The sequence below is a fragment of the Haloarcula onubensis genome (assembly GCF_031624605.1).
GTDB lineage: Archaea > Halobacteriota > Halobacteria > Halobacteriales > Haloarculaceae > Haloarcula > Haloarcula onubensis.
Window position 1 is genome coordinate 480,642 of the sequence record NZ_JAMQOS010000002.1, and the last position, 14,946, is coordinate 495,587.

At 68.6% G+C, this 14,946-nt stretch carries 17 protein-coding genes and 1 tRNA gene; 7 read left to right on the forward strand and 11 right to left on the reverse strand.

Annotated features, from left to right (window positions below; translation table 11 throughout):
- Positions 1 to 156 precede the first annotated feature (156 nt).
- The gene (gene aglM / locus NDI86_RS09210) at positions 157 to 1,461 is read left to right on the forward strand and encodes a UDP-glucose 6-dehydrogenase AglM (RefSeq protein WP_310900125.1); all 1,305 of its coding nucleotides are present in this window, start codon (positions 157 to 159) and stop codon (positions 1,459 to 1,461) included.
- A 1-nt stretch (position 1,462) separates the two neighbouring features.
- On the opposite strand, the gene NDI86_RS09215 is transcribed toward aglM, so the two are convergent.
- Genes NDI86_RS09215 through NDI86_RS09225 form a run of 3 tightly spaced genes read right to left on the reverse strand, consistent with a single transcriptional unit; the run spans position 1,463 to position 3,443 of the window.
- Entirely contained in the window at positions 1,463 to 1,954 is a 492-nt protein-coding gene (locus NDI86_RS09215; protein ID WP_310900126.1) for a hypothetical protein, read from the reverse strand.
- Positions 1,947 to 2,420, reverse strand: a complete 474-nt coding sequence (locus NDI86_RS09220) for an OB-like fold-containing membrane protein (RefSeq protein ID WP_310900127.1) — start codon at positions 2,418 to 2,420, stop codon at positions 1,947 to 1,949. The genes NDI86_RS09215 and NDI86_RS09220 overlap by 8 nt, the downstream gene beginning before the upstream one ends.
- Before the next feature lie 39 nt (positions 2,421 to 2,459).
- Positions 2,460 to 3,443, reverse strand: a complete 984-nt coding sequence (locus NDI86_RS09225; protein ID WP_310900128.1) for an NAD-dependent epimerase/dehydratase family protein — start codon at positions 3,441 to 3,443, stop codon at positions 2,460 to 2,462.
- 105 nt (positions 3,444 to 3,548) lie between these two features.
- Here NDI86_RS09225 and NDI86_RS09230 point away from each other — a divergent pair, with 105 nt between their 5' ends.
- Positions 3,549 to 4,634 carry a guanosine monophosphate reductase gene (locus tag NDI86_RS09230; protein WP_310900129.1) on the forward strand — a complete coding sequence of 362 codons (1,086 nt, stop codon included), beginning with the start codon at positions 3,549 to 3,551 and terminating at the stop codon, positions 4,632 to 4,634.
- Positions 4,635 to 4,637: 3 nt separating this feature from the next.
- On the opposite strand, the gene NDI86_RS09235 is transcribed toward NDI86_RS09230, so the two are convergent.
- The 5 genes from NDI86_RS09235 to NDI86_RS09255 all read right to left on the reverse strand — a co-directional run bounded on the left by NDI86_RS09235 (position 4,638) and on the right by NDI86_RS09255 (position 9,519).
- On the reverse strand, positions 4,638 to 6,011 hold the full coding sequence (locus NDI86_RS09235; RefSeq protein ID WP_310900130.1) for a uracil-xanthine permease family protein: 1,374 nt from the start codon (positions 6,009 to 6,011) through the stop codon (positions 4,638 to 4,640).
- A gap of 112 nt (positions 6,012 to 6,123) precedes the next feature.
- Complete coding sequence (gene hpt / locus NDI86_RS09240) at positions 6,124 to 6,669, reverse strand: hypoxanthine/guanine phosphoribosyltransferase (protein WP_310900131.1); 546 nt, start codon at positions 6,667 to 6,669, stop codon at positions 6,124 to 6,126.
- Positions 6,670 to 6,744: 75 nt separating this feature from the next.
- On the reverse strand, positions 6,745 to 7,704 hold the full coding sequence (locus NDI86_RS09245) for an NAD-dependent epimerase/dehydratase family protein (RefSeq protein WP_310900132.1): 960 nt from the start codon (positions 7,702 to 7,704) through the stop codon (positions 6,745 to 6,747).
- Positions 7,701 to 8,876 (reverse strand): NAD-dependent epimerase/dehydratase family protein, encoded by a 1,176-nt coding sequence (locus NDI86_RS09250; protein WP_310900133.1) that lies wholly within the window; start codon positions 8,874 to 8,876, stop codon positions 7,701 to 7,703. Before NDI86_RS09250 ends, NDI86_RS09245 begins: the two co-directional genes overlap by 4 nt.
- A gap of 184 nt (positions 8,877 to 9,060) precedes the next feature.
- Positions 9,061 to 9,519, reverse strand: a complete 459-nt coding sequence (locus tag NDI86_RS09255) for an NUDIX domain-containing protein (RefSeq protein WP_310900134.1) — start codon at positions 9,517 to 9,519, stop codon at positions 9,061 to 9,063.
- 87 nt (positions 9,520 to 9,606) lie between these two features.
- Between NDI86_RS09255 and NDI86_RS09260 the strand changes: the two genes are divergently transcribed.
- Positions 9,607 to 9,679 (forward strand) — tRNA-Pro (locus NDI86_RS09260).
- 272 nt (positions 9,680 to 9,951) lie between these two features.
- Positions 9,952 to 11,598, forward strand: coding sequence for an ArnT family glycosyltransferase (locus NDI86_RS09265; RefSeq protein ID WP_310900135.1), 1,647 nt, complete (start codon positions 9,952 to 9,954; stop codon positions 11,596 to 11,598).
- A gap of 32 nt (positions 11,599 to 11,630) precedes the next feature.
- On the opposite strand, the gene NDI86_RS09270 is transcribed toward NDI86_RS09265, so the two are convergent.
- The gene (locus NDI86_RS09270; RefSeq protein WP_310900136.1) at positions 11,631 to 11,873 is read right to left on the reverse strand and encodes a hypothetical protein; all 243 of its coding nucleotides are present in this window, start codon (positions 11,871 to 11,873) and stop codon (positions 11,631 to 11,633) included.
- 96 nt (positions 11,874 to 11,969) lie between these two features.
- Between NDI86_RS09270 and NDI86_RS09275 the strand changes: the two genes are divergently transcribed.
- Positions 11,970 to 12,737 carry a Nif3-like dinuclear metal center hexameric protein gene (locus NDI86_RS09275; protein WP_310900137.1) on the forward strand — a complete coding sequence of 256 codons (768 nt, stop codon included), beginning with the start codon at positions 11,970 to 11,972 and terminating at the stop codon, positions 12,735 to 12,737.
- Positions 12,737 to 13,300, forward strand: coding sequence for a transcription elongation protein SprT (locus NDI86_RS09280; protein ID WP_310900138.1), 564 nt, complete (start codon positions 12,737 to 12,739; stop codon positions 13,298 to 13,300). Before NDI86_RS09275 ends, NDI86_RS09280 begins: the two co-directional genes overlap by 1 nt.
- A 2-nt stretch (positions 13,301 to 13,302) precedes the next feature.
- Here NDI86_RS09280 and NDI86_RS09285 read toward each other — a convergent pair whose 3' ends face one another.
- The gene (locus NDI86_RS09285) at positions 13,303 to 13,470 is read right to left on the reverse strand and encodes a hypothetical protein (RefSeq protein ID WP_310900139.1); all 168 of its coding nucleotides are present in this window, start codon (positions 13,468 to 13,470) and stop codon (positions 13,303 to 13,305) included.
- Between the two features lie 122 nt (positions 13,471 to 13,592).
- On the opposite strand from NDI86_RS09285, the gene NDI86_RS09290 reads away from it, so the two are divergent.
- Positions 13,593 to 14,597 (forward strand): deoxyhypusine synthase, encoded by a 1,005-nt coding sequence (locus tag NDI86_RS09290; protein WP_310900140.1) that lies wholly within the window; start codon positions 13,593 to 13,595, stop codon positions 14,595 to 14,597.
- Positions 14,598 to 14,604: 7 nt separating this feature from the next.
- Here the strand turns inward: NDI86_RS09290 and NDI86_RS09295 are convergent, their stop codons facing one another.
- A complete protein-coding gene (locus NDI86_RS09295) occupies positions 14,605 to 14,853 on the reverse strand; it encodes a hypothetical protein (protein WP_310900141.1) in 249 nt (82 codons plus the stop codon).
- Positions 14,854 to 14,946 lie beyond the last annotated feature (93 nt).

Genomic DNA, 14,946 nt, shown 5'->3' on the forward strand with positions numbered 1-14,946 from the left:
GGCTGGTCCCGGCTGGGACGTAGCTGTGCCTTGTTATAGACCGACTATCGGTCCGTAGCGGGCGCGAGCCCCCGACTCCCGTCACCCGGCCCGACCGCCGCGACAGCGGTCGAAGGACCCGAATTCTCATCACCCGTGGGGGTCAAGCCACTGGCGATGAACGTGAGTATCGTCGGCAGCGGCTACGTCGGGACGACGGTCGCGGCGTGTCTGGCCGACCTGGGACACGAGGTCACCACGATAGATATCGACGAGGACATCGTCGACGCCATCAACGACGGCGAGGCGCCCATCCACGAGCCCGGGCTGGACGAACTGGTCGCCGAGCACGGCGGGAGTCGGCTGCGCGCCACCACCGACTACGACGCCATCCGTGACACGGAACTCACGATGCTCGCCCTGCCGACCCCCTCGAACGCGGACGGCAGCATCGACCTCCAGTACATGGAGGCCGGCGCGGCGAGCGTCGGGGAGGCCCTGGCCGCCGCCGCCGACCGCGAGGAGCCACACCTCGTCGTCACGAAATCGACCGTCATCCCCCGGACGACCGACGAACGGCTCGCGCCGCGCATCGCCGAGGCCGGTCTGGAGCGGGGGACGGACTTCCTCGTCGCCTCGAACCCGGAGTTCCAGCGCGAGGGCACCGCCGTCGCGGACTTCCTGAACCCCGATAAGCTCGTCTTCGGCACCGACGACCCGCGTGCGACCGCGACGCTGCAGGCGCTGTACCTCCCGCTCCGCGAGGCCGCCGACGGCGACGTCCCCGTCGTCGAGACCGGCATCGCCGAGGCCGAGATGATAAAGTACGCCAACAACACCTTCCTCGCGAGCAAGGTCAGCCTCATCAACGACATCGGGAACGTCTGCAAGGAGTTCGGCGTCGACGCCTACGAGGTGGCCGAGGCCATCGGGCTGGACGACCGCATCGGCGAGCAGTTCCTCCGCAGTGGCGTCGGTTGGGGCGGGAGCTGTTTCCCGAAAGACACGGACGCCATCATCGCCGCCGCCCGCGAGCAGGGGTACGACCCCGCCGTCCTCTCCGCTGCGGTGGCACTCAACGACGCCCAGCCCGAGCGCCTGCTCGGCTTGCTCGACGACCACGTCGACGCGACGGGCAAGCGCATCGCCGTGTTAGGCCTGGCGTTCAAGCCCGGCACGGACGACATCCGCAACACCCGCGCGGTGCCGGTCATCGAGGGCCTGCAGGAGCGCGGCGCGGAAATCGTCGCCTACGACCCGGTCGCGACGGAGAACATGCGCGAGAAGTATCCCGACATCGAGTACGCCGACGCCGCCGCGGCCGCGCTGGAGGGGGCGTCGGGCGCCGTCGTCGTCACCGACTGGGACGAGTTCGCGGCGCTCGACGACGAGTTCGACGCCATGGCCGACCCCGTCGTGGTCGACGGCCGCCGGGTAATCGAGCGCCGGGACGGCATCACGTACGAAGGGCTCACCTGGTAAATCAGGTTTCTCGGACCCGTCTATCGACGAGGAAGACACCCGCGGCGAGCGCGAGCGCGACGACCAGCACTCTCGGGTCCGAGGAGACGTAGAGGCTCGGCGTCGGCGGCCGCCAGTTCGTGAACGGGTAGAGGTACGCCGACGCGCGGCCGTCGGCGTAGGCGCGCAGGCCGTCGCCGACGAGCGCGCTCAGGCCGCCGACCGTCACGAGACCGTACACCCGTCGCCACCGGTCGCGGTCGAACGCGAGCGTGATGAGGCCCGCGACGAGGAACACGCCACCGACCGTCGACAGCGGCGCGTAGGAGAACGGGACGCCGAGCGCGGCGGCCACCGCGTCCGAGTCGACGAGGATGCGGACCTTCAGGAGGTCCGGAATCGCCGCGCCACCCGTCCCGACGACGACCCAGCGCCGGCCGAGCCACTCGACGCGCCACGAGGCGACGGTCAGGAGGGCGTACGCGACGAGGAAGTGCGTCAGCAGGTCAGCCATCTCGGGCCTCCAGGGTCCACGTCTCGCGGTCGAGACGCCACTGCCACAGGAAGGCGACGAGGAAGCCAAGCGCCCCGACGGCGGAGACGCCGTACTTGTACCACTCGGCGCCGCCGCTGTCGTTGACGACGACGACCCGCTGGGCGGCCATCTCGCGGTCCGGCCCGAGTTCGCCGTACACCTGCAGGACGCCGCCTGTCTCTACGCCGACTGACGCGCCGGTCACCCGCAACTCGATGGTGACTCCCTCAGATTCGGCCTCGACGACGACGGCGCTCCCGTCGACGGCGCTCACGCGGCCGAACACGAGTATCTCCTCGCCGACGTAGCTGTCGTAGTCGGCCGCCAGTTCGTGTGGCTCCGGATAGGGCGTCCGTGCCTCAGACGTCGCGTCTTCGTGGACGAACAGCCCGCCGAGAGCCGAGAGCACGAGGAGCGCGATGACGGCCCGCTGCCACTGTGTCACGATACCGTCTCTCCTGCCGGCGATACTAACCGTTTTGCTCTACTCGTCGGCCGCGAAGCGCTCGCGGACGACGGACTCGACGTCGTGGCGGGTCTCCCAGCCCAGCCGTTCTCGTGCGGCGGTCGTGTCGACGGGGAACTCCGAGACGAGCGTCTCCTCGCCTGCCCGGGGGTTCTCGACGAGTTCGACGTCGACTTCGTGGCCGTGTTCGGCCGCGACGGACTGGACGAGTTCGGCGACCGTCTCGACGCCGGGATGTTCGTCGCTGGCTATCTCGTACTTCTCGACGCCCGTCTCGCCGGCGTCCAGTTGCTCGACCAGTCGCTCGGCGCTGCGGAGGTAGGCCCGCGCCACGTCCTTGACGTGGACGAAGTTGCGACACTGGGTGCCGGGCTCGTAGACGGTGAGGGTCTCGCCGGCCGTCGCCCGCGAGAGGAAGAAGTTGATGACGGTCCCCTTGGATATCTCCCGCCCGTCGATTTCGTGGCCGCCATACAGGTTCGAAATCATGAACTGGTGGGCGGGGAAGGCGCCGTCGGCGAACTCCTCGATGGCCCGCTCGGAGAGGAGTTTCGTGTGGCCGTACCAGTTCATCGGGTCCCGCGGGTGAGAAACCCTGATGGGGAACTCCCGCGGGTCGCCCAGCACCGCCATCGAGAAGGGGAATATCAAAGCGGCGCCGGTCTTCCGGCAGAACCACGCGACGTTGTTCGTCCCCTGGACGTTGACCTCGTAGGCCAGGTCCCGTTTCTCCTCGCAGTCGTCGACGCCCGAGATGGCGGCGAGATGCATCACGATGTCGGCGCCAGCGAGGGCGTCTTCGAGGCGGTCGCGGTTCCGGATGTCGACGTGGTCGACCCCTACGTCGCCGACCGAGCGGACCTCGCCCAGGTAGAAGTTGTCGACGGCGGTTATCTCCCAGTCGGGGTGCTTTGCCTCCAGTTCGGCGAGGACGCGGCTGCCGATGTAGCCGGCCGCGCCGGTGACGGCGACGTGCGGGGCGGCCGCCGAACGCTCTGTCATGGTCACACCGTTGCCACGACGGTATAAACACCTCGTGGTTTCGCCGTTCGTTCGCCGGGGGAATCGAGGGATTTATGCCCCGGACGCCGCTGATACAGTTCGGTCATGGACGAACTACGAACCGGGTTGAGCTACGGCGACGTGTTGCTAGTCCCACAGCGGTCGCCCGTCGACAGTCGGGGCGACGTCGACCTCTCGACGACGCTGACCCCGGGACTCACGCTCGAGACGCCGCTCGTGTCGGCCGCGATGGACACCGTCACCGAGGCCGCCCTCGCTATCGCGCTCGGCGAGGCCGGTGGCGTCGGGACGATTCACCGGTTTCTGACCGTCGAGGAACAGGCCGACGAGGTGGCGACGGTCGCCGACGCCGGCGTGCCCGTCACGGCCGCGGTGGGCATCGACGAGGACCACCTCGCCCGGACGGCGGCGCTGGTCGAGGCGGGCGTCGACGCCGTCGTCGTCGACGTCGCCCACGGCCACATGGAACGCGCCCTCGACGCGGTCGCCGACATCCGCGAGGCGTTCCCCGCGCTGGACCTCGTCGCGGGCAACGTCGCGACGCCGGAGGGCGTCGCAGACCTCGCCGCCGCCGGGGCCGACTGCGTGAAAGTCGGCATCGGTCCGGGCTCCCACTGCACGACGCGGAAGGTCGCCGGCGCGGGCGTCCCGCAGCTGACGGCCGTCGACGACTGCGCCGAGGCGGCCGCCGACCTCGGGGTGACCGTCTGTGCCGACGGCGGTATCCAGACCTCCGGCGACGCGGTCAAGGCGCTGATGGCCGGCGCGGACACGGTGATGCTGGGGAGTCTCTTCGCCGGGACGGCGGAGGCGCCCGGCGCGGAGGTCGAAATCGACGGCGTCCGCTACAAGCGCTCCCGGGGGATGGCGACGACGGCCGCGGCCCAAGAGCGCTCGGACAAGGCCGAGACCGTCACCGCGGACGAGGGCGTCGAGGGGCTGACGCCCTACAAGGGGCCCGTCGGCGACGTGGCCCGCGAGTTCTGTGCGGGCATCCGTTCGGGCCTCTCGTACTGTGGCGGCCACGACGTCGCGGCGGCCCGCGAGAACGCCGAGTTCGTCCGCGTCGCCGCCAGCGCCAAAGAACGGGAAGGGGCCCACTCCGACGACGAGTGGGAGACGGTCAGCGTCGACAGCACGAAACACGCGCAGGCCGACGCCGACGACTGATACCTAGTCGTCAGACGTGGTCCCGGCCACCGCGTCGCCGAGCGAGTCGTCGGCGTCGAACAGCGGGCTCTGCTCGCCGGGGACGAAGGTGTTCAACAGGAGCGCGGCGAAGGCGGTGAGGATGACCGGCTGGCCGAAGAAGGTCTCGGCGGCCGTCGGCAGGCCGGCCAGCGCCTCCGGGCGGGTCGCGACGCCGAGGCCCAGGCCGAGCGAGACGGCCATGATGACCATGTTCCGGCGGTCCAGGTCGGTGTGCAGGAAGATGAGCCGCGTCCCGCTGGCGGCGACCATCCCGACCATCAGCAAGACTGCGCCGCCGAAGACGGCGCTCGGAATGGTCGTGACGACGGCCCCGACCTTCGGACTGAGGCCCAGCACGGCGAGGATGACGCCGCCGACGCCGACGACGTGGCGGCTCATCACGCCGGTGAAGTTGACGATACCGGCGTTCTGCGAGAACGAGGTGACCGGAAACGTGCCGGCGACGGAGCCGAGCGAACTCAGTAGCCCGTCGGTGAACAGGGCGCCACGGAACTCCTCGTGGGTGGGGGTCCGGCCCTCGGCGGCGGTGATACTCGACATGTCACCGACCGTCTCCATCGCGGAGACGAGAAAGAGGAAGGCGAACGTGACGATGGGCACCGGCTCGAAGGCGAAGCCGAACTTCCCCGGGCTGGGCACCGCGAACCAGCTCGCCCCCGCCACGGGCGCGAAGCTGACCAGCCCCGCGGCGACGGCCGCGACGTAGCCGAGCACGATAGCGACCAGCACGCTCAGCAGTCGCGTCACGCCGGTGGTAAAGAGGTTCAGGAGGACGGCCACGCTCAGCACGAGCGAGGCGAGCCCGAGGTTCGTGAGCGAGCCGTAGTTCGCCGCGCCGACGCCGCCGGCGGCGTAGTCCATCCCGACCGGCACGAGGTAGAGGCCGATGATGACCACGACCAGCCCGGTCACGAGCGGCGGGAAGAAGGGTTTGATGCGTTTGAACTGCCAGCCGACCAGCCCCTCGACGACGAAGCCGGTGACCAGAATCGAGCCGAAGACGGCCGCCAGCCCGGAGCTCGCGCCGATGGAGGCGGCCGCGCCGACGAACGTGAAACTCGTCCCCATCACGATCGGCAGGCGCGCGCCGACCGGGCCGACGGTGTAGGCCTGCACGATGGTCGCCAGCCCCGAGAACAGCAACACCATCTGGACGATGTAGGCCGTGTCGGCCGCGCCCAGTCCGACCGCGCCGGCGACGATGTACGCCACGGCCGTCGCGGGCACGATCATCACCGCCACGTGTTGCAGTCCCAGCAGCAGCGACTTGGGCAGTGGCGGCCTGTCGTCGCGTTCGTATTCTAGGTCTATCTCGCCGTCTGACTCGGTTGCCATCTATAGGCAGTTCCTGCGGAGTTCGCCGGATAACGATTTCGTCATGGACCGGCGTGTGGGGCAGGGACCCGTGGAAAACCATCCCGAGACGACCCGACGACGCCGTTTCCGGTCAGTGAATCGTCACTTCGCCGTCCTCGACAGTGATGTCGACGAGGCTCGTCACGTCGTGGTCGACGTCGTCCATCGCCGACTCGCCGACCTTCCGCATGACGACGGCGATGTCGGCGATGTCGGCGCCGATGTCGTCGAGCGCCTCGCAGATGGCCGCGAGGGTCCCGCCCGTCGACAGCAGGTCGTCGACGATGAGCACGCGGTCGCCCGCCTCGACGTCGTTGATGTACATCTCGGACTCGGAGTAGCCCGTGGACTTCTGCAGCGCCACCTCCTCGGGCAGCCCGTAGGCTCGCTTGCGGATGACGACCAGCGGGATGTCCGTCTGCAGGGACAGGGCCGTCGCCAGGTGGATGCCCATCGCCTCGGGGGCGACTATCTTGTCGACGTCGAGGTCGGACCGCTGCATCACTTCGACGACCACCTCCCGCAGCAGGGCCGGGTCCAACATCGGGACCCCGTTGCTGATGGGGTGGACCAGATACTCGTAGCCGTCTTTGTCGATAATCGGCGCGTCGTGCAGCGAGTCCAGCAGCCGTTCCATGACGGCGAGTGCGTCCACGCCGGCAAAAGGCAATCGTTCTGCGGGCCGTTAGCGTGGCGTCTCAGCCCGCCGGTATCACGGGACAGACGCGCCCGACGCGTCGTCCGCGGTGAACCGCCGCGCGATGTCGCGGACCCCCTCGCGGAGGGTCGTCTGTGGTTCGTAGCCCGTCTCCGCCAGCCGGTCGAAGTTGACGTGATACGAGGGGCCGGGGTGTTCGTCCTCCAGATAGGTGATGTCGACCGCGCCGACCTCCTCGTCGACGACGTCGGCGATTTCGGATATCCGGTAGTTGGCGTCGTTGTGCCCGACGTTGTAGATGCGCTGGTCCCAGGCGTCGGACTCTAGTGCGGCGTGTTTGTACGCCCGGGCGGCGTCACTGACGTGGATGAACGGCCGCCAGTTCGAGCCGTCGCCGTAGACGGTGAGGGTGCGTCCCGTCAGCGCCCGGAAGACGAAGTAGTTCACGACGAGGTTAAATCGCACGCCCGGAGAGTAGCCGAAGTTCGTCGCCATCCGCAGTGCCGTCCCGTCCATCCCGAACTCCTCACAGGACTCCGCGAGCAGCGCCTCCGAATCGAGTTTCGTCTCCGCGTAGGGGTTGATCGGGTCGGGGGCGACCGTCTCGTCGATGTCGGTGCTGGTCGCGCGGCCGTAGACGTTACAGGAGGAGGCGAGCACGACGTTCTCGACGCCGAGCTTCCCGGCGGCCGTGAGGATGTTCTCGGTCCCGTCGTAGTTGACCGCGACGGTCTCCTCGCGGCGGTCGTGGGTGCTTGCTGCGCCCGTTATCGCCGCCAGGTGGACGACGGTGTCGACGCCGCGCATGGCGCTCTCGACGTCGCCGTACTCGCGCACGTCGCCCCGACGGAACTCGAGGTCGCCGTTCACGGCGCCCATGAGCGCGCGTGGCGACCCGGAGGCGAGGCTATCGAGCACGACGACCTGGCCGACCCGGTCGTCGTCGGTCAGGCGCGGTATCAGGTCGCTGCCGATGTAGCCACAGCCGCCCGTGACCAGCACGTCGGTCGTCATTCGTCGTCGACGAGCACGCCCGGCAGGAAGCGGTCCTCGTGGGCCTCGATAGTGTCGGCGTAGCTGGTCAGGGTCTCGAAGATGTCTTCGACCCCCTCCTCGAAGGTCTGGTCCTGCGCGCCGATGAGGTCCATGTAGTTCTCTTTCTCGATTTCCATCTTGTGGGTCTCGTCCTCGTCGCGCGGGTTCTCGAAGTGCTCGACGGCGACGTCTAAGTCGAACTCCCCGCCCACGTCCGCGATGGTCTCGGCTATCTCGACGATGCTGATGGCGCGGGTGACCTGGTTGTACACCGTCAGGCCCTCGGGGCGGTCGTCGGCGTCGCCGAGCGCGAGCTGGGCCAGCCCCTCGACGGCGTCCTCCAGCGAGACGAACGGCTTGCGCTGCTCGCCCTTGCCGTAGACGGTGACCGGGTAGCCCGCGACGGCCTGGGCACAGAAGCGGTGCGTGACCGTCCCGAAGTAGTAGTCGAAGTCAAAGCGGGTCTTGAGACGGTCGTCCTCGCGCGTCTCCTCGGTCTCGGTCCCGTAGGTGATGGCCGTTCGCACGTCCGAGACGGGGATGTCGAACTGCTTGTGGGCCAGCCGCATGTTCGCCGCGTCGTGGGACTTCGTGAGGTGGTACCAGGAGCCGGCCATCGCCGGGAACGGCACGTCGTCGGCCTCGCCCTGGTTCTCCATCGTCGCGCCGCCCTCCGGGATGGGGAACTCCGGCGCGCCGTAGACGCCCGTCGTCGTCGTCTCGACGAAGTGGGTGTCGGTGAGGTCGTGCTCCTCTAGGCCCCACAGCAGGTTGCGGGTGGACTGGAGGTTGTTGTGCTGCGTGAAGTTCGCGCGCTCGCCGTTTATCTGTGAGTACGGCGCCGCGGGCTGGGCGGCCGCGTGGACGATAACCTCGGGTTCGTGGACCTGCAGCAACTCGTCAACGAACTCCTTCTCGACGAGGTCGCCCTCGACGAAAGACATGTTCGTGATACCCAGCGTCTCTTCGGCGGCGTCGAGGCGCTCGTCGATGGACGCGACGGGGACGGCGCTCGTCGCGCCGACCTCCTCGACCCACTCGCGGCGGCCGAAGTTGTCGACCAGCAGGACGCGGTCGTCCGTGCGGGAAGCGATGCGCAGCGCCGTGGGCCAGCCGATGTACCCGTCTGCCCCGGTTACCAGTATCGTCATTAGTTACTCGGCTCGTGAGTAACTCTCGAGTGATATATATTTTCTGTACTGTCGCTACCCGACGGGCAGTGGTCGCTGCTGTGTCGTCGGACGCTCCCGGTGACTCCGGCGCTGTCAGGGTCGCAAAATCGCTTGTCTGAGCGCTCCGGTTCACTGTGGGACCGTCAGTCGCCAGTGGCACAGCTCAGACGAGGTCGAACCGCTCGAAGTACTCGGTGACGTAGCGGTTGGCCCCCTCCGGCGGTGCCGTCACGACGCGGTAGTCGTCGTGCTGGTGGTCGAGCGTGATGGCCTGCTCGCCCTCGGGGCGAACCCGGTAGATGACCGGGACGGTGTGGCGGTCCTCGACGCCGTCGACGGCCGAGGCCTCCCAGAAGTGCTCGCTGACGCCGAGCCGTTCGACCGTCACCGGGTCCAGGCCGAGTTCGTCACGGGCCACGCGGACCGCCGCGTCGTCGAGGCGCTCGCCGCGCAGCAACCGGCTGCCGGGCCAGAACCACTCGCCGTTCGCGGGCTCTTTCTGCCGCCGCGTCAGCAGGATGCCCCCGTCGTACTCGACGACGAGGTCGACACACGGCTGGGGCGCGTGGTTGAGACACGTGGCGAACGTCTCCGGCGGCACGAACTCGTCCTGAACTCTCATGTGGTTGACTGCTCGACCGACCGTCAAGTGCCTAGGGTTTCGCAACCGTTAAATTGGGCGCCCCACTCCGTTCGTATGCTATCGCACGGGCCGGTGGGGTAGCCTGGTATCCTTCGGCCTTCGGGTGGCCGTAACCGCGATTCGAATTCGCGCCGGCCCATACTTCTCGCGGCGCTCACTCCCGAGCGCCGCGTGTCGTCTGCCGCCGCGGGAATTCGAATGAGAGACCACGCAGCCCGCGCAGCGAAGCGAGCAGGACCGTGGTCGCGTGATTCGACATTCGCGCCGGCCCATTTTCCACCGAACGACGGGGAGCGACAGCGGCGTATCTATCTGCCCGCGTCCTCACGTATAGCCGCCGCTTCCGTTCGATTCACTGCTGTGTACTTTGGACCAACAGCATTATGCGTATCCTCACACTGCCGGAAGTATATGCGATTGAACCGGTACCGGGGGTTCTTGCTGGTGGCGCTCTGTCTCTCCGCGGCCGTCCAGATCGCCTACCTCCGCAGCCACGAGTTTCCGGCGCTTTTGGGTGGGCTCTTTCTTGAGATGGCGGCGACGGTCGCACACAGCGACGCCCTGGTCCCGACGACGATTCAGGGCTTTACCACCGACGGTGTCCCCTTCGCGTATCCCCCGCTGGGGTTCTACGTCATGGCCGTCTTCCTGAAGGTGGGCGTCGACGGCGTCCAACTGTTGCGCTTTGGCGCGCCGGTCATCCTGCTGTGTCTCGTCGCGCTTATCTATCATCTCACGGTGGTGCTCACCGACAGCCCGGCGACGGGACTCGTCGCTGGCGTCATCACCGGGACACACGTCTCACTGAACGTCTATCTCGTCGGCGCTAGCGGGTTCGTCCGGGGACTGGGATTCCTCTTCATGCTGGTCGCGATGCTGGGAGCCTACCAGTACTACGCGAACGACGGCGGTCGGCGGGCACTCGCCACGGCCGTCGTGGGCTGGGGACTCGTCGTCCTGACCCATCCGGTCCACGCCGCGGCCGCGGGGGCGGGCGTCGCCGCCGCGTGGCTGGTCTGGGACCGCACGCCGCGGGGGCTGGCCACCGGCGGGGCTATCGCCGTCGGCGGGCTCGTCATCGCCAGCCCGTGGTGGCTCACCGTCGCCTCGACCCACGGCGCGGACATCTTTTTCACCGGCGCGGGCTCACACGGCTCGATAAACCACAGCCTGTCGGACCTGCGCGCGCTGGCGGGCTGGTTCTGGGGCAGTAGCTACGTGCTGAACTGGCCGGCCGCGTTCGCGCTCGTGGGCGCCGCCTCGCTGGTCGCGCGGGGGGAGTGGCACCAGCCCGCCTGGCTGGCCGCGCCGGTCGTCCTCCTGGTGCCGCCACACGGTCGCCTCGGGATACTGGTCGTCGCCCCGCTGGGTGCTGTGGGGTTCGTGTTCGTCTGTTCCCTGCTGGCGGACCTGGATATCGACCTGCCGGACGTCTCGACGCGGCGGCTCCCGGGGCTGGACCGCTACGTGGACCGCGACCTGCCGGACCTCTCCGCGAATCAGGTGGTCGCCATCGCCTTCTTCGTCGTCCTCGTCGGCCCGTTCGTGGCCCAGAACATGGCAGCGGCCTCGGGGACCAGCCCGTACAGCCCGCTGCCGGTGTATGCCGACGACGAGGACCGGACCGCGATGGAGTGGATAGAGGACCAGACCGCCGCCGACGCACAGATAGCCGTCGTCGGCGGCGCCAGCGAGTGGTTCCCCTACCTGGCGAACCGAACGTCGGTCATCGTGAAGTACGGGACCGAGTGGTCGGGCCGGGAGACGTTCAGCAGGCACGAGTCGGCCCAGTACCACCTCCGGAACTGCTGGAACGCCTCCTGTGTGAACGCGACGCTCGTCGACCACGACTTTGCCTCGGAGACCGACTACCTCTACGTCCCCTACGGCGGATTCATGTCGGGCCGTACCGGCACGACGATATCGCCGGCGCTGCACCGGTCGCTGGTGGCGAGCGAGCAGTTCACCCGGGTGTATCGGAACGAGGGTGTCGGCCTCTACGCGTACAACCGGACCGCAGCGGCGGTCAGTGGCCCGCAGGACGCGTCCGCGTCGTAGCCGTCGGTGACGGTCGAACCGGACAGCCGGCGTCAGCTATCCGCCGCCGTCTCTATCGCGTCCCAGTCGACCGCCCAGCCGTCGTCGTACACGACGGGGACCTGCCCGACGCCGTCCGCACCGGTCGAGTGGTCTTTCAGCCGCTCGTACTCCAGCGGCGAGGGCTGCATCTCGAACCCGTCGGGCAGGTCCGACGTGCCCTCGACTGTAAAGGAGAGGTAGTGGCGACCGTTGACGGCCCTGTGCTCGTCACAGACGGCTTCGGACTGGGTCATACCGGGGAGCATCGGCGGCGCTCACAAAAGCGCTTGTATCTGTTCGCCGTCGCTGCGGGCCGAACACCTACCACCCCCGACGCCGAAGGACCGCCAATGCACGCAGGCGAAATCGCCAGTCGACTCGACGCGGAACTCGATACGGACGCGTACGCCGACGTGGACGCCAGCCCGAACGGGCTCCAGGTCGGGCCGGCCGACCGCGAGGTCGAGACGGTCGCGGTCGCCGTCGACGCCGCCGTCGAGACCATCGAGCGGGCGAGCGATGCCGGCGCCGATTTGCTGGTGACCCACCACGGCGTCGTCTGGGGCTCCATCGAACGAGTGACCGACACCAACTACCACCGCATCGCGCCGCTGGTCGCGGACGGCCTCGCGCTGTACGTCTCGCACCTGCCGCTCGACGGCCACCAGCAGTTGGGCAACGCCGCCGGGCTCGCGGACCTGCTGGACCTGGACAACCGGGCGCCCTTCGGCACCATGGGTGGGGAGTACGTCGGCCAGCGCGGGCGGCTGGTCGGGGGCCGCTCACTCGACGCGCTCGTCGAGGACCTCGAGACACGCCTCGACACCGGTGGGCGGTCGGTGCAGACGCTCGACTTCGGCCCCGAAACGGTCGAAGAGGTCGCCATCGCCACCGGCAGCGGCGTCGACTGGCTCGACGAGGCCGTCGACGTCGGCGCGGACGTCCTCATCACCGGCGAGGGGAAACAGCAGGCCTACCACGAGGCCCGGGAGGCCGGCATCAACGTCGTGCTCGCGGGCCACTACGCCAGCGAGACGTTCGGTGTCCGGGCGCTCCGGGCGCTGCTCGAAGAGTGGGACCTGGAGACCACCTACATCGACTGTCCGACCGGGCTGTGATGGCGGGCGACATCGCGTACGGCGACGTGACCGCCGACGAGGACCTCGTGGCGTGGTCGCGCGAGTACTGTCGCGGGGTCCGCCGCGAGCGGGGCGTCGACGTGCGCTTCGACCTCGTCGAGTGGGCGGTCTCGCATCGGGCCAAGCGCCGGGCCGCGGCGGTCAAGCGGCCGAAGCTGCCGGACGCCACCGTGGGCGAGCCCTACGACTGGGACGCCCTCGACGGGGCCGACGGCCGACCGCTGCCGTGTACGCTCTCGCTGACCCGCGAGGCCTTCGAGGCGTTCGACCGGGACGAGTGGGCGGCGACGCTGCGCCACGAACTCGTCCACGTCGAGCAGTACCAGCGCGACGGGACGACGGACCACGGCGCGGCGTTTCGCGAGCGGGCGGCCGACCTGAACACCGAGGTTCACTGTTCGGCCTTCGCTGACGCGAAGTACGTCCTCACCTGTGAGGACTGTGGCGGACTGGTCGCCCGACGCTATCGGGACTGTCCGCTGGTCCGCCAGCGCGAGCGCTATCGGTCGGACTGCTGTGGGGCCGCGCTGGCGTTGCAGTGAGTTCAGACCTTCCGGATGGCGTAGCCGGTCACGCCCAGCCCGAGTCCGGAGACGGCGGCGACCGAGGCGAAGACCGGCGAGAAGGCGGCGGGCAGCAGGAGGAACCCGGTGACGCCGGTGAGGAGAGCGGCGACGAACAGCACGACCATCCCGAGGAGTGCCGAGTCCATATCGTCACTCGTTGACGAGTTGTGATAAGCGTTGAGGCCGATGGATGGAAGGTAGCGCCGACCGCGGCCGAGCGACCGGGGAACCACGTCGCTTTAGCCCTCGCGCCGACCACGGGAGAGCAATGAGCGACCACACCGAGCGAGAGACGTTCTGTCACGACCCCATCGGTCACGCCGAAGCGCGTGCGGGGATGACCGTCGGCGAACTGGCCGAGGGGTACGGCGGGGCGGGTATCGGCGCCGCGGACCTCCACGAGGCCGTCGACATCTACGCCGAGATGTTAGACGACGACGTGACGACGTTCGTCGGCCTGGCCGGCGCGATGGTGCCGACGGGGATGCGAGCCGTCGTCTCCGAACTCATCCGTGACGGCCACGTCGACGTGCTCGTGACGACCGGGGCCAACTGCACCCACGACACCATCGAGGCCATCGGCGGCAAACACCACCACGGCGAGGTCACCGCGGAGGGCCACACCGAGCGCGAGCACGACGAGACGCTGCGCGACGAGGGCGTCGACCGCATCTACAACGTCTACCTCCCGCAGGAACACTTCGCGCTGTTCGAATCGCACCTCCGCGAGGAGGTCTTCACCGTCCTCGCCGAGGAGGGCGCCGTCTCCATCCAGCGCATGACCGAGGAACTCGGCCGGGCCAACAGCGAGGTCAACGAGCGCGACGAGGTGGCCGAAGACGCCGGCGTGCTGGCCGCCGCCTACGAGAACGACGTACCGGTGTACTGCCCCGCCTTCCAGGACTCCGTGCTCGGACTGCAGGCGTGGATGTACGCACAGACCAGCGACTTCACGGTCGACGCGCTCGCGGACATGACCGATATCACCGACGTCGCCTACGAGGCCGACAGCGCCGGCGCGCTGGTCGTCGGGGGCGGCGTCCCGAAGAACTACGTCCTCCAGACGATGCTCGTCTCGCCCGACGCCTACGACTACGCCGTGCAGTTGACGATGGACCCGGCCAACACCGGGGGCCTCTCGGGGGCGACACTGGACGAGGCCCGCTCGTGGGGGAAACTGGAGAAAGACGCCCGCAACGTCTCCGTCTACGCCGACGCCACCATCACGCTCCCGCTCCTCGTCGCCGCGGCCCGCGAACGCGTCGGCGAGTAGCGCTCTCTCAGTCCCGCTGCCAGAGAAACTCCTCGTCGGCGACCAGTTCGTCGAAGCGGCCCTGCTGGAGGTAGCCGCCGAAGACGAGGACGCCGACGCCCAGTGCGCCCAGCAGCGCCGCGAACGCCGGACTGGCGCCGCTGACGACGACCGAGGTCGCCGAGGCGAAACAGAGCGCGCCCGTCGCGACGGTGATAGCGAAGAGGACGCTTCGGCGGGCACCCGCCTCCGTGCTGTCGAACAACTGTGAATCCATGGACAATCGTACTGGTGTAACGACTAATGAACCTTATTTATAATGGCTCGCCAGCGGCCGGCGGCCCCGTCGCCAGCCGCCGACGCCGGTCCT

Coding starts and splice junctions, on each gene's coding strand:
- hpt (WP_310900131.1), bottom strand. CDS start 6,669: ATGGAACGGCTGCTGGACTCGCTGCACGACGCGCCGATTATCGACAAA.
- NDI86_RS09225 (WP_310900128.1), bottom strand. CDS start 3,443: ATGACAGAGCGTTCGGCGGCCGCCCCGCACGTCGCCGTCACCGGCGCG.
- NDI86_RS09245 (WP_310900132.1), bottom strand. CDS start 7,704: ATGACGACCGACGTGCTGGTCACGGGCGGCTGTGGCTACATCGGCAGC.
- aglM (WP_310900125.1), top strand. CDS start 157: ATGAACGTGAGTATCGTCGGCAGCGGCTACGTCGGGACGACGGTCGCG.
- NDI86_RS09230 (WP_310900129.1), top strand. CDS start 3,549: ATGGACGAACTACGAACCGGGTTGAGCTACGGCGACGTGTTGCTAGTC.
- NDI86_RS09255 (WP_310900134.1), bottom strand. CDS start 9,519: ATGAGAGTTCAGGACGAGTTCGTGCCGCCGGAGACGTTCGCCACGTGT.
- NDI86_RS09270 (WP_310900136.1), bottom strand. CDS start 11,873: ATGACCCAGTCCGAAGCCGTCTGTGACGAGCACAGGGCCGTCAACGGT.
- NDI86_RS09295 (WP_310900141.1), bottom strand. CDS start 14,853: ATGGATTCACAGTTGTTCGACAGCACGGAGGCGGGTGCCCGCCGAAGC.
- NDI86_RS09280 (WP_310900138.1), top strand. CDS start 12,737: ATGGCGGGCGACATCGCGTACGGCGACGTGACCGCCGACGAGGACCTC.
- NDI86_RS09235 (WP_310900130.1), bottom strand. CDS start 6,011: ATGGCAACCGAGTCAGACGGCGAGATAGACCTAGAATACGAACGCGAC.
- NDI86_RS09265 (WP_310900135.1), top strand. CDS start 9,952: ATGCGATTGAACCGGTACCGGGGGTTCTTGCTGGTGGCGCTCTGTCTC.
- NDI86_RS09285 (WP_310900139.1), bottom strand. CDS start 13,470: ATGGACTCGGCACTCCTCGGGATGGTCGTGCTGTTCGTCGCCGCTCTC.
- NDI86_RS09250 (WP_310900133.1), bottom strand. CDS start 8,876: ATGACGATACTGGTAACCGGGGCAGACGGGTACATCGGCTGGCCCACG.
- NDI86_RS09290 (WP_310900140.1), top strand. CDS start 13,593: ATGAGCGACCACACCGAGCGAGAGACGTTCTGTCACGACCCCATCGGT.
- NDI86_RS09215 (WP_310900126.1), bottom strand. CDS start 1,954: ATGGCTGACCTGCTGACGCACTTCCTCGTCGCGTACGCCCTCCTGACC.
- NDI86_RS09275 (WP_310900137.1), top strand. CDS start 11,970: ATGCACGCAGGCGAAATCGCCAGTCGACTCGACGCGGAACTCGATACG.